This is a genomic window from Fluoribacter dumoffii NY 23 (genome assembly GCF_000236165.1).
Taxonomy (GTDB): Bacteria; Pseudomonadota; Gammaproteobacteria; order Legionellales; family Legionellaceae; genus Legionella; species Legionella dumoffii.
The window spans coordinates 2,898,326-2,911,047 of the sequence record NZ_CM001373.1; the positions used below are offsets into that span (position 1 = coordinate 2,898,326).

Sequence of the window (12,722 nt, forward strand, 5' to 3'; positions counted from 1 at the left end):
CTGGGTAAATTATTGCAAAAGCTCATTTTTATGCTATATGAAATAAATAAGGTAGCTGTTCGCTTCTGCCGGACATCCTATGGCTTAGCTTTGGAGCGATGACTTAGATGAGTAGTTGGAGTATTTACCTTAACCTAAATCATTATTAGGAGAAGCAGATGCTTAATAAGAGATTTTCAGAAAGACTAAATAAAGAACTTGATAATATTGGTGCTCCCGAGTCCAGTGCAGAACGTATTGAAGTATTATCAAAGCTGGTTAAGATTCCAAAATTTAAAGCCGAAGCATTACTGAACGGCGCCACAAACCCAGATGAAAAAATACTTAATGCTTTAGCACAAGAATTTGAAGTAAGTGCTGATTGGCTGGTGGGTAAAAGTGACTCATCTCATTAATTTTTTTTTATTTTCTACTCGCATAATATATATATTGGCTATAATTAAAACAAAATAGTTAAAGTTGTGGGATATCTGTATTATGCGAACACGTATAGATGCATCAATTATACCTTCTCTAAAGCAACAAATCGGTCACTATCAAAATAAGGGTGAGTTTTGTATTAGTCCTGAAGGTGAACAAGAATTATACCGAGACATTGAGGAATATGAACAAACTCGCTTTGACTTAGCTAAAACCTATATAGATAAATTTCATTTGCATATTGATCCCCAGGACTCTTCCGACCCTCAATTTTTTAGAAAACAATTTTTAGAATACATCCAGAATCATTCTTTTCCTGTATATGCCGGCGATCCCGAAAAACGCAAAACCAATCCCGAGCAAGCGACCATTAATATGGAAGACCTTCTTGATGAACAAGGCGCCTATTTATATAAGCGCGCTCTCGCCGAAGAAATGAACAGTAGAGAATTTAGAGATGCGGTAGTAATCAAATCGACCACACATTTTGATGGAGCAAGATGGTTGGAACGCCCTGTGGTGATCGTTGGAGGCCCTTCAGCCTCAGGAAAATCCTATGCAGCTCAAGCTGCAGTAGAAAAGGCTAAGGAATTTTTGGCAGCAGATTATAGCGATATGAGCGGAAATAATGTTGTTGCGGCAGATGGCGGGATTGTCCGTGAAGTATCCCAAATGCGTAAACTCGTTATTCAATTAGCTAATAATCAAGGATATACAGGTATTAAGAATTTACATGGCGAATCAAACAAGATTATGGATGTGATAAAAGACCATGTCCGCGAAGCCGCATTTTTAACCCCTGGAATCGGGGTTGTAATTCCAGAAACCTTTACAAAAGGAAAAAGTCTGCTGAAACGAATTGGCGAATTACCCGATACCAAGAATATCTTTACACGGGTAGTCGGCCAAAACGATACCATTTTTCAAAAAGTTGTGGCTTTTATGGGTTCAAGAAGGGCTTGGAAAACAAAAGACTTTAATCCAGAACCTTTAGATTTAAATAAAACTGGCTTATGCGAATCAAAAGCATACGGTAAAAATGGATTTTTTTGGGGAAAACTTTTTTCAGAAAGGGCAGAAAAAGAATTTAGAGAAAAAGATAAAAATAAACTCTATATGCGCATTACTAATGACCTCATTATTGTAAAACCTGATCCTGCGCAACCTGGCAATTGGATTCCTGGAAAAAGAAATGATGAAGGCGCCCGTTTAATCTCCGCAGGGCCCTATAAACAGTGGAAGGCATTACCTGATAATGATAGGCCCGAGCTTATTGCTTATTGCAATGCAAACTCCAAAACCTTAATTACCACATCTCCGCAAATAGATTTCCTCATAGCTCAAAAACATGTGGAACATCGAGTTGAGGCGTGCAAAGAGAAAATTACTAAATTAACAGCCAAAAATCCCGCTAATGAAGAAAAAGTTAGGTGTCTTAAAACAAGACAAGCTTTCCTGGAAGGTCTTGCAAGCTTTTCTTTGCATAATTTAGATAATTGGCATGATATCAGGAATATAAAAATACAAATTGAAGATCAACTTCTTACCTTAAGCAGGGATCATAATGCGAAAAAAATTCTCAGCAGAAAAACAATGAACGCCGTCAATGAATTTTTAGAAACACTGGATAAGGCAAACAAAGAACTCCAAAACAGCCCCACTTTCTATGATGATCGTGAATATACAATGTTTTTTAAGAAAAAATATAATGAAGCTTTAAATAAATTCGAAAATCTGGATGAACATGGGGAAGAGCAAACCAGCCCCTTTACCCCCTCTTAAACAGTCCTCCATGCCCTTTTTTCTGGTAGTGTAGATTAATACAACAAGGAGGTTGTTTTACCTTCATCGAAAATTTTATTTGTTTTAAAATAGATAATAATTTACAATTTTTCCTCATAGTTTGGCTAAAAACTATATTTTGCAGCCATTTTTTAAACAAAATCATGGGAATACCGCGTGTCTATAACCCAAGTCGATAATTACCAAAATAAATGGAATGCCTTTATTGGAATCGCTTTGCTCTCTTTCGGTTGCTATCTTGATTATACAGTCGTGAATGTGGCGTTACCCACCATACAAGAAGAATTACATGCAAGCCTGGTTTCAATTCAATGGGTAATGAATATTTATTTTCTGGCTTTATGTGTGTTGGCTACAGTAATGGGAGGACTTGGTGATTTATATGGAAGGCGTCGATGTTTGTATCTGGGTGGTGGAATTTTCATAATTGCCTCTATTATTGCCGGCATGGCCACCCAAATCCATTGGTTAATTTTAGGACGCTTATTTCAAGGAGTAGGGGCTGCAATTATATTTCCTTTAGGCCTTTCCTTATTACCCCAATTTTTTCCTGAGGAAGAACAGGGAAAAGCCTTAGCTTGGTTTGGCAGCATAGGGGGAATAGGTTTGGCGTTGGGTCCGCTTTTAGGTGGGCTTATTGTTACTTATTTTGGATGGAAATGGATCTTCTTCATCAACATTCCTATATGTCTGCTCGGATATGCATTTTGTTTCAAATCCGTTTCAGAATCGCCTAAAAATAGCCAAAAAGTTTCTTTAGATATAAAGGGAATGTTCCTTCTTGCTTTCAGTATGGCCGGACTTGTACTCGGTTTGATTTATACCCAAAATTATGGATGGGCCGCACCAATTACCTTGACCTGCTTTGCGGTAGCTGTGGTTACAGGTATTTTTTTGGTTAAAACTGAGAATAAACATTCTAACCCTCTCATTGATTTTAAAGATTACTCCAATCTGCTTTTCTTAGCGGGAGCTATTCTTTGTCTTTTAGCCGGCATATTGAGTGCTGTCACTTTATTTTTTGACCCCCAATATTTACAAATTATAAAAAGTCAGTCAGCAAAATTATCAGGATTCATTTTGTTTGCCATTCCAGTCTCCGTTTTCTTAATGGCATTTTTTGTAGGAAAACTGATTCAATGCGTGGGCTTGTTGCATACAATCATGGTAGGCTTGTTTTTGGCTTGTTTCTCTATCCTGTTACAAGTATTTTTTGCAGGAGGCACCTCCATAATCTACATCATTTTTGCATTTATTTGTCTTGGATGCATGTGGGCGATGGGTAATACGGCCTCAATGATTGCCGCACAAAAAGCTGTAGGCCCTGAGCGTGCAAGCGTTGCCACAGGATCTTTGGTCACTTTATTTAATATCGGTGGGTCTATAGGTTTAACCCTTGCTATTGTTATTTATAATTTTGTAACTCATCATTATCTCTATTCCCTTACCGTTTCCAATGCAAATGGAATCGATGAATCACAGATTTCCAGTTTAAAAGATTTCATAGCAAACCCTGTTCATTCATTACAACTATCAGAGCACAGTTCAACCCATCAACTCTTTAACACAATTTTTATGAAGGGGTTTACCGGAGTGATGACATTTTTGCTTATCTCTTCTCTTATCGCATTCACAGTTATTTGTCGAAGCAGAAAGGCAGGAAACAAAATGAAAATAAATGCACTAGACAGTGCAAAAAGCTAAAGGGTTAACGTGAATAGTTTAAGGTGCATCCATGCTGCACTGAGATAAAATTAACCGTGAAACCGATCGTTTGCACTGATTGGTTTGGCATGTTTTTCAATATATTCAATTATTTTTCCGGCAATATTGATACCTGTAGCTATTTCCACACCCTCAAGGCCTGGGGAAGAATTAATTTCTAAAACTAAAGGCCCATGGTTCGAACGAATTAAATCAACACCTGCAACTTTTAAACCCATTGTTTTAGCTGCACTCACGGCAATAGATCGTTCTTGCGGGGACAATTTTACCTTTACAGCTTTTCCACCCTGATGAACATTCGCACGAAACTCGCCATCCTTTGCTTGCCGCTTCACAGCAGCAACGACCTTCTCACCTACCACAAAGCAACGAATATCAACCCCGCGGGATTCCTCAATAAACTCCTGCACCAAAATATTGGCATGCATTTCTTTAAAAGCATTGATAATACTCACCGCCGATTGATGGCTATCGGCAAGGATTACTCCTTTGCCCTGGGTTCCCTCTAATAATTTAATAACTAAAGGGGCGCCACCAACCATGCGCACTAAATCCTCAGTGTCATCAGGTGATTGGGCAAAACTGGTTAAGGGCATAGGAATACCTTTACGCGCCAGTAATTGTAATGAGCGGAACTTATCACGAGATCGTGAAATAGCTAAAGATTCATTTAAAGTATACATGCCCATCGTTTCCATATGACGTAACACTGCGGTCCCATAATATGTATTCGATGCACCAATTCTGGGAATGACTGCGTCAAAATGAGGCAACGGCGAGCCGCCTCTATAATGAACTTTAGGACAAGAAGCAGCGACATTCATGTAACAATATAAGGGATTAATAATACTAATTTCATGACCAGCAGCTTCTCCCTCTGCTTTAAGACGCTTGTGAGAGTACAAATGGGGATTAGTGGCCAATATTGCAATTTTCATGAAAAACGCTTTCCTCAACTTTTTATTTTTATTATAAAAAAATTCATATTTAAAAATATGTTACAACAGGCTCTTATAAATAAAGCCTAGTCTAAAAAATTATAAAATCACGCGACGTTAAAAAATAAATTTACAAAAATACCCTCCATTAGGAAACCAGTAATAAATAATCTTTTGCCAATAAATCTGCATGATGCGGGGTAGTAAAAAATGCATTAAGTTCCCCCTGAGGATTGAACAGCATTAAAGCACCGCTATGCTGAATATCATAATTTTTTGAGTCATCACTACCCTTTTCAATGATCTTCGCATAAGCAATACCCATTTCCCGAGTCATCGCTTTAATGGAGTTTTCATCTCCACGAGCCCCATAAAAATCAGGATGGAATGAAGTGACATAACTACGCAATTTTTCAGGGCTGTCACGTTCCGGATCAATGGAAACCATGACGATATGAGGTAGATTTTTTACCCCTTTTTCTTCAAGGATACGATACATCTTGGACAATTCTGCCATGGTAGTTGGACAAACATAACCACAATTCGTAAAGCCAAAAAACATTAACGTCCATTTGTCTTTCAAGCTTTTATTATCAAATGATTTCTCATCGGTTCCGGTTAAACTGAACCGATTCACCGGCCGTGGATTCTCAAGGTATGTTCCATGGAAGGTTGTTACATCGATTTTTTTCTTAAAATGAAAATGTTGGCCTACAAAAATTCCAGAAAACAATCCGGCAAGTGCCAAGACTACAACTACGGTAAAAGTAACACTTCTCGCCTTTAAACTCATATTACCCCCTTAGAGGAACGTACAGGAAATAAGTCTCACAACCCGTTTCTCAAAAAAATACTTAAGAAATGGTAGGGGACTTATTTCGTACACATTCGCTATAAATAATGATCTAACAATAAAAAAACAAACAATAACATCAAATAGACTATTGAGAATCTAAACGTTTGCATGGCAACTACCGGTTTATCTGTACGATACAGCTTGTGGGACCAAAATAAAAATCGTCCTCCAAGCACTAAGGCACCCAGTAAATAAAAGAGGCCGCTCATACCGACAACAAAAGGCAGGATGCTCACTACGAGTAACAAAATGGTATATAAATAAACATTTAATTTAGTAAATTCAATTCCATGAGTTACCGGTAGCATAGGGATTTGTGCATGCTGGTACTCTTCATAGCGATAGATTGCCAACGCCCAAAAATGAGGAGGGGTCCAGATAAAGATAATTAACACCAACAATAAAGCTTGAGGATCCAGCTGATTTGTTACAGCAGTCCAGCCAAGTAAAGGAGGAGCAGCTCCGGCTAACCCACCTATTACGATGTTTTGTGGTGTTGCCCTTTTTAAATAACCTGTATAAATACCTGCATACCCAATCAATGTTGCAAAAGTTAGCAATGCGGTTAATGGATTAACGAAAATCACAAGAATAGTAAGACCAATACTTCCCATGGTTAATGCGAAAGTTAGAGCCTGACGCACCGAAACCTGGCCACTGGCAACAGGTCTTTTTTTAGTTCTGGCCATGATGGCATCGATTCTTTTATCTACCAAATGATTAATTGCAGCAGCACTTCCTGCACATAATCCAATGCCTAATAAAGAATAAATTAATAATGATAAATTAACCCAGCCAGGTGTGGCTAAATACATGCCAACAACTACTGTCAACAACATGAGCAATACTACCCGAGGCTTGCAGAGTTCGAGATAATCCCGCCAGGCAGTTGAGGAGGGGCGAACATGATCAATGTGCATTATTTAGCCCCTTACGCGTAAAATGAAGTGTACTGAAAACCGTTGCCAATAAAACAGCAGCAACCCCATTATGAGCTACAGCCACACTAATTGGCAGCAGATAAATTACATTCAAAATGCCTAATGTAAATTGAACCAGGATAAGCAGGAACATCACTGCAGCCGCTCCTTTCAAATAATTGGAATTACTGCGGCACCAAATCAATAAAGAAAGAATGAGGATGTACGCTGCGGTAATTACAGCCCCTATTCGATGAATAAACTGGATCGTCACCCGCACATCATGATCCAATAAACCACCCTGATAATTAGCTCCTACTGGCGAAAATAAATTAAAACCTTGGGCGAAATGCAAATCGGGCAGCCATACCCCATTACACTGAGGAAATCCGATGCAAGAGATTCCTGCATAATTCGAACTGACCCACCCACCCAAAGCTACTTGCAGGAAAACGATGAGTACACCTACACGCAACCAGGGACGCCAGAGGGGAAAATCCTGCCCTTTAAGGGAACTGATTTGCAATCGAAAACGGCTTAAACACGCCACGATCAGCATTCCACCCAAAAGATGCCCCATGACGACCACAGGCAGTAACTTCAAGGTTACAGTCCACATCCCCAAGGCCGCTTGAAATAAAACCAGAATAAATAAAGCAGCAGGCAAATGCCAGGGCATTGCAGAATCACCTTTTAAACGTTTTCGTAATGCATAAAAACTGATGAAAAAGATCAATAAAGCCAAAGTCCCTGCAACATAGCGATGAGCCATTTCAGTCCATGCCTTTCTTGATTCAATAGGAATGGTGGGATATTGAGTCTGGGCAGCCTGCAATTTTTCCTTGGCGCTTGGAAGGACAATCTGTCCATAACACCCAGGCCAGTCAGGACAACCCAGGCCCGCATCCGTCAAGCGGGTATAGGCGCCGAGCATCACTACAAATAAAGATAAAAGTACAGCACATGATACTACATATCGTAATAATTTATTCTGCATCAGATTATTCACTCTTGTTTTCTGTTGCATTCAGCAACACCTTCAAATCTTTATATACATCATTGGGATTGACTTGAGATGCATAACTAAGAATCAGATAATTCCCTGGATCAGCTAAAAATACTTTATTTTCTGAAAACAAAGGATTTTCCCCTATCAGTTCAGTCTCAGATAATGTTGCCACTTTAAAATCGATATCCTTTAAAAAGGCTTGTTGTTCTTGCGATAAAGAAGGCGCCTTATTACCCAGAATAAGCCACTGGTCGACCTGATATAATTTACGTCCAAGCGCCAGGCGGATTCGAGCCAAAACATCAAGCTGTTTCATGCATTGCTGCTCACAAGCCTCAGGACTCCAAAAAATAATCCGCCATTTGGATTTTCCTTCAAGAGTATTCAAGAGTACCGGCGGATTTAACAAAGTTCCTTTATTGATCCGTGACGATCCCAACCAGGAAGGATGCTGATAAAACAGATAAGCAGCTACCCCGGGTGCGACAAATACTACGATCAACAACAATAAAATATAATATTTACTGGTTTGCTTTCTCATTTTTCTTTCTTCAGATTTAATGCTACAAATATAATTAGTATTACCAAGGCCATCGCAAACCACTGCAAAGCATAAGCTAAATGCCGCTGCGGAGGCATGGATACTGTCTCCCATTCCCGCACAAATCCATGTGTGTCTTGCTTGTCGAGGCGAATAATAAACGGAGAGACTGATTTTTGCAAAATTTGACTCATCAATTGATCATCCACGCGTTCCAAAATGATCATTTTATTCCCTTTCTCTTCCAAAGCCGGTCCTAAAACCCATTGATTTTTGCTTGGAAAGTACGCTGAGCCCTGTAATTCTACAGTCCCTTTGGGAATTTGAATATTGGGAAGAACTCGACGGGTTAACTCTCCAGGAACCCAGCCCCTGTCCACTATAATAATTGTACCGTCATCCAACTCCAACGGAGATAATATATCGTAACCAAACTGATGTTTATGATGCTGATTGTCTAATAAAAAAATTTGGGATAAATATTTTCCTTTTAAAACAATGCGTTCATATTGTAAGGGCAATTTTTCCTTTGAAGTCCAGCGGACGGGGCTTTGCTTTTCTTGCGTCTTTTGTGCAAGAATCATTTTTGTTTTTTCATCTGCTCGAGAAATTTGCCAAAAACCAAGGCGTACAAACAACGAAAAAAATAAAAGAGCAAGAAGCATCATCGGCCAGCTTGGGGTGAAACGAAATTTAAAACAGGTTAAACTAGGCATCATTATCTAATTGTTCAAATGTTAGTCATAATCAGACGGCAATTGCAGGAGTATAACAAATGATCACCAAAATTATCATCATCTTTGCCATGATTATCATTGCAGGCTCTTTAGCAAGCGGACTTATTTTTCTTATCCGGGATTCAGGGAACTCCAAACGGACCATTAAAGCCCTGACAATAAGAATAAGTATTTCAGTAAGTTTATTTATATTTTTATTAATTGCTTTTAAACTGGGTTTAATTAAGCCCCATGGCATTTAATCTAAGGGATAGACTATGATGCGTATCTTGTTACTTAGTTGTCTATTTTTATGTCATTGCCTCCATGCTGACACTATAAAGAACTATATGAATATTGCTGATAATATTCCCCAGATGGAAATTAAAGCAGATCCGCAAGCACAAGCCTGGGCTCGCTCGGCCCGTCATGTGTTAACAATAACTTGCGAAAGTATTGCCGAAACCATGATCCAGGCGAATGAAATCGCAAAAAATCAAGGTACCCCTGTTTTTTGCCTCCCCCCTAATGTACAACTGAATGCATTTACTCTTTGCGAACTGATTCAGCAGACTTACAAGGAAATTTCGAGCCAGCAAAGTGACAAGGATTCCATGACCGTCTCACAAGTAGCCTGGTTAGGGGCAAGTAAACGCTATCCCTGTCAACAAAATACTGCTGCTAAAAATGAGATGGTTCATGTTTCGGCAGCGTTAGGGCAACCCTCAGCAGTAAAACCTTAAATCTGCAACCTCAAGAAGGGCATCCTGTTTTTTAAATTTGGATGCAGGAATTATGAACCGCTCCTGCAGTTGCCTGGGTGACGGTTATGTTCTCACCCAAGCCTCAGTGTGATGGTGTCAGCGTTTGTCCGCAACCCGCTTCACTTATTGAGAAAATTCCTCAAATGCTTCCAGAGCTTCAGCAGCATACATTAAAGAGGGGCCACCTCCCATGTATACAGCCATGCCTAAAACTTCCAAAAGCTCTTCACGAGTTGTTTCCAATTTAATTAAAGCCTGGGAATGAAACCCGATACATCCTGGGCATTGTTTTGCAACAGCCAAAGCCATAGCAATTAATTCTTTAGTTTTTTTATCGAGTGCACCCTCTTTGGTTGCTGCTTGGGCAAGGGTTGAAAATCCGGACATTACTTCAGGCATTTCCTTACGCATTTTAGCTAATTGAGTGCTGATGTCTTTAGTAATCTGAGAAAATTTTTCTGACATTTAGAAAGCTCCTTTTGTAACTACTCATGCTCTCCCCCTACTATGAATCCTAGGTTAAGGGAAAGGTTTGAGTAATTATTTTCAAGTTAATTATGCCAAGTTGGCACCGCATTACTTTATTTAGAAAAAGAAAATTGATCAAGAAATAGCGCGATTTAGTCTTTCTTTCGCCAGGGTTAAGCGTCGTTCCACTTCGCCCAATTCTGATTTTACTTGCAAAATGGCACTGGAATTATCATTATGCCGTAAATGATGCAAAGCCCTGGCCATTGCTTTTTGTTGTTCTTCCAAGGTTTGAATTTCCAACTCAAGACTATTTATCCATTGCTGGCGTGTACTTAGCATCTTAATGCCAAAAGAAAGTTTTGCCTCGGGCTTATTCTTTCCCTGATGCATTTGGCATAAAACAACCAGAACATTAATTTTTTGTCTGATCCGCTCTGCCAAATAAAATGCACATCGTTCGTTTTGTTGGTTGGACAAAGTGCGAATATCAGCTTTGATTTCTGCAATACATGCAGCACCACTTACCTCCCCTTCAATATGAAATAAACCTCTTGGTAAGCGCTGACCCGAAAAAAAAGACCCGAGCTCGCTTATTTTCCATTCCAGCTCGGGTAATCTTGCCATTAACTGGCTTAGTAATTCAGTCGATTCTACAAATAAATCGGTCATGCTTTTATCCTTCTTACACATAAATAAGGAGGCTAGGCAGATGTCTTACTCGGGAACAGCATTTTCCAGCACTGCTGTTTTTTCCTGAGAAGTACTTATAAATGGTGGTAAACACATTAAAATTAGACCGATAATCAGGGTTAACTCATAACGGGCCATGCTCCCTACATTGATTCCCTCTGGAGGAATAAAACTTACGGCCAAAGTAGCACAAACACCAATCATTCCAATACCGGCAACAAACAGCATTCCCATGATGCCGCCAGGGATTGCAAAAGGTCGAGGGTGGTGAGGTTCTGTAAACCGCAATTTAATTGCTGCGGCAAACATGATGAAATACATCAACATATACAATTGAGCGGCTAACGCAGTCAGCAACCAATAAGATCCATTAACACTGGGCATAAACAAAAATAAACCAGATAAGACAGTGACGATACTCGCCTGCGTATAAAGCATTACCACTGGAGCCCCTTTTTTATTCGTCCGTTGAAAAAAATCGGGTAAATTCCCATCTTCTGCAGCAACCAATAACCCTTTTGTGGGAGCAATTATCCAGTTACTCACTCCGCCAAGTCCGCCAAGAACCAGCATTACCGCAACAACAGGCATCATCCAGTACAAATGATAGCTGGAGAAAAACGCCTCAAAAGCTTGCATAATGCCCGCTACTAAATTGATATCTTTCCCAGGTAAGACAATCGCGATGGCTAAAGAGCCAAGAATTAGAGTACTTAGAATAATGCCAACGGAATAGATTAGAACTTTTGGAAAAGCATGCTGCGGGTTGTTTACATCATTAGCATGAACCGTTGCGATTTCTATACCACAAAAAGACATGATAATTGCCGTTAGGGATACCCACATGGATTTATCCGATACATGCGGCACAATACTCGGAATATCAAATTGAATTTGCAAGGGATTTCCTTGAGTAACCCACACTGCCCCAAGGCCAATAATGAGGGACATGGGCAGCAACAGACCAGCAAGAGAACAGAGGTTACTGAATGCGGCAGATGACTTCATTCCCCGCAAGTTTAATAGTGTAGCCCCCCAAAATGAACTGACGATTACCGCCCACAGGAAATAGGGATTGCTAGTAAGTGCAGGATTAATTAAATAGCCAATGGTTCCTGCAACAAAAGATAAAATGGTGGGGTACCAAATTACGTTTTCAATCCATTGCAGCCATATGGCTAAAAAACCCATTTTTTTCCCAAAAGCCTGTTTTACCCATATGTAAATCCCCCCCTGGCGTGCCCATCCTGAAGCTAATTCTGCTGAGACCAATGCTGTGGGGATTAAGAAGAATAAGGCACCTAAAATAAAATAAAAAATTAATTGACTACCAAATAGAGCTGTAGCAGGTAAATTGCGTATACTGTCTACAGAACCAACAGTTATCATAGTCAAACTGAAAATTGTCAGTGAATGTTTTTTATCGATCATCGCATTCCTTCAGTGCAGTTTTGGGGCTTGCAGAAGCTATATTATATAGACATTAGCTTAAGAAACCCTTAATAATCGGGCAATAATTAAACAAAATGTTCCTTAATTTTGTTTGACAACCCTAGGTTTTTAGCATGCACTGTAAAATAGCATGATTTAGTTAGAAAATCTCTGCCTTTTTTCCTGTCTTTTTGCTCAAAATCACTCGCCCATGCAAGAGGGCTAGGCAATCTCGTATTTGTTTTGATAAAAGAATAAATTTGCACTCCCTCTAAGAGAAAAACCCCAAGAGCAAAACAGCGAAACCAATCATTTTGCAGATTATTTGCAGCAACTCTTTTGCTAATTTTCACTATAATAATGTTCAGGGATCTGAGTGATGAATGCAGCTTCCTGGATTACGAGAGCCTGGAGTTTCATATCATGGGCTCTCTGTGC

Annotated in this window: 14 protein-coding genes; 5 read left to right on the forward strand and 9 right to left on the reverse strand. The window is 39.5% G+C overall.

Features of this window, described 5'->3' with window-relative positions; translation table 11 throughout:
- Window positions 1-158 precede the first annotated feature (158 nt).
- The 3 genes from KYQ_RS13175 to KYQ_RS13185 all read left to right on the forward strand — a co-directional run bounded on the left by KYQ_RS13175 (window position 159) and on the right by KYQ_RS13185 (window position 3,927).
- Window positions 159-395 (forward strand): hypothetical protein, encoded by a 237-nt coding sequence (locus tag KYQ_RS13175; protein WP_010654733.1) that lies wholly within the window; start codon window positions 159-161, stop codon window positions 393-395.
- A gap of 82 nt (window positions 396-477) precedes the next feature.
- Window positions 478-2,202: a hypothetical protein gene (locus KYQ_RS13180; RefSeq protein ID WP_010654734.1), complete on the forward strand. Its 1,725-nt coding sequence runs from the start codon at window positions 478-480 to the stop codon at window positions 2,200-2,202.
- 177 nt (window positions 2,203-2,379) lie between these two features.
- The gene (locus KYQ_RS13185; protein WP_010654735.1) at window positions 2,380-3,927 is read left to right on the forward strand and encodes an MFS transporter; all 1,548 of its coding nucleotides are present in this window, start codon (window positions 2,380-2,382) and stop codon (window positions 3,925-3,927) included.
- Window positions 3,928-3,977: 50 nt separating this feature from the next.
- Here KYQ_RS13185 and rimK read toward each other — a convergent pair whose 3' ends face one another.
- The 6 genes from rimK to KYQ_RS13215 form a co-directional block, all read right to left on the reverse strand.
- Window positions 3,978-4,886 (reverse strand): 30S ribosomal protein S6--L-glutamate ligase, encoded by a 909-nt coding sequence (rimK, locus tag KYQ_RS13190; protein ID WP_010654736.1) that lies wholly within the window; start codon window positions 4,884-4,886, stop codon window positions 3,978-3,980.
- Between the two features lie 148 nt (window positions 4,887-5,034).
- A complete protein-coding gene (locus KYQ_RS13195; RefSeq protein ID WP_010654737.1) occupies window positions 5,035-5,679 on the reverse strand; it encodes an SCO family protein in 645 nt (214 codons plus the stop codon).
- 98 nt (window positions 5,680-5,777) lie between these two features.
- On the reverse strand, window positions 5,778-6,662 hold the full coding sequence (cyoE, locus tag KYQ_RS13200) for a heme o synthase (RefSeq protein ID WP_010654738.1): 885 nt from the start codon (window positions 6,660-6,662) through the stop codon (window positions 5,778-5,780).
- Complete coding sequence (locus tag KYQ_RS13205) at window positions 6,652-7,659, reverse strand: COX15/CtaA family protein (RefSeq protein ID WP_029489056.1); 1,008 nt, start codon at window positions 7,657-7,659, stop codon at window positions 6,652-6,654. The genes cyoE and KYQ_RS13205 overlap by 11 nt, the downstream gene beginning before the upstream one ends.
- 4 nt (window positions 7,660-7,663) lie before the next feature.
- Window positions 7,664-8,212 carry a hypothetical protein gene (locus KYQ_RS13210; RefSeq protein ID WP_010654740.1) on the reverse strand — a complete coding sequence of 183 codons (549 nt, stop codon included), beginning with the start codon at window positions 8,210-8,212 and terminating at the stop codon, window positions 7,664-7,666.
- Window positions 8,209-8,931 carry an SURF1 family protein gene (locus KYQ_RS13215; RefSeq protein WP_010654741.1) on the reverse strand — a complete coding sequence of 241 codons (723 nt, stop codon included), beginning with the start codon at window positions 8,929-8,931 and terminating at the stop codon, window positions 8,209-8,211. The genes KYQ_RS13210 and KYQ_RS13215 overlap by 4 nt, the downstream gene beginning before the upstream one ends.
- Before the next feature lie 56 nt (window positions 8,932-8,987).
- Between KYQ_RS13215 and KYQ_RS13220 the strand changes: the two genes are divergently transcribed.
- Window positions 8,988-9,191 (forward strand): twin transmembrane helix small protein, encoded by a 204-nt coding sequence (locus KYQ_RS13220; RefSeq protein ID WP_010654742.1) that lies wholly within the window; start codon window positions 8,988-8,990, stop codon window positions 9,189-9,191.
- A gap of 18 nt (window positions 9,192-9,209) precedes the next feature.
- Entirely contained in the window at window positions 9,210-9,671 is a 462-nt protein-coding gene (locus KYQ_RS13225; RefSeq protein WP_029489058.1) for a hypothetical protein, read from the forward strand.
- Window positions 9,672-9,815: 144 nt separating this feature from the next.
- On the opposite strand, the gene KYQ_RS13230 is transcribed toward KYQ_RS13225, so the two are convergent.
- From KYQ_RS13230 to KYQ_RS13240, 3 genes are all read right to left on the reverse strand, one after another.
- The gene (locus KYQ_RS13230) at window positions 9,816-10,157 is read right to left on the reverse strand and encodes a carboxymuconolactone decarboxylase family protein (protein ID WP_010654744.1); all 342 of its coding nucleotides are present in this window, start codon (window positions 10,155-10,157) and stop codon (window positions 9,816-9,818) included.
- Window positions 10,158-10,295: 138 nt separating this feature from the next.
- Window positions 10,296-10,832 (reverse strand): hypothetical protein, encoded by a 537-nt coding sequence (locus tag KYQ_RS13235; protein WP_010654745.1) that lies wholly within the window; start codon window positions 10,830-10,832, stop codon window positions 10,296-10,298.
- Window positions 10,833-10,877: 45 nt separating this feature from the next.
- Window positions 10,878-12,284 (reverse strand): amino acid permease, encoded by a 1,407-nt coding sequence (locus KYQ_RS13240; protein ID WP_010654746.1) that lies wholly within the window; start codon window positions 12,282-12,284, stop codon window positions 10,878-10,880.
- Between the last annotated feature and the right edge of the window lie 438 nt (window positions 12,285-12,722).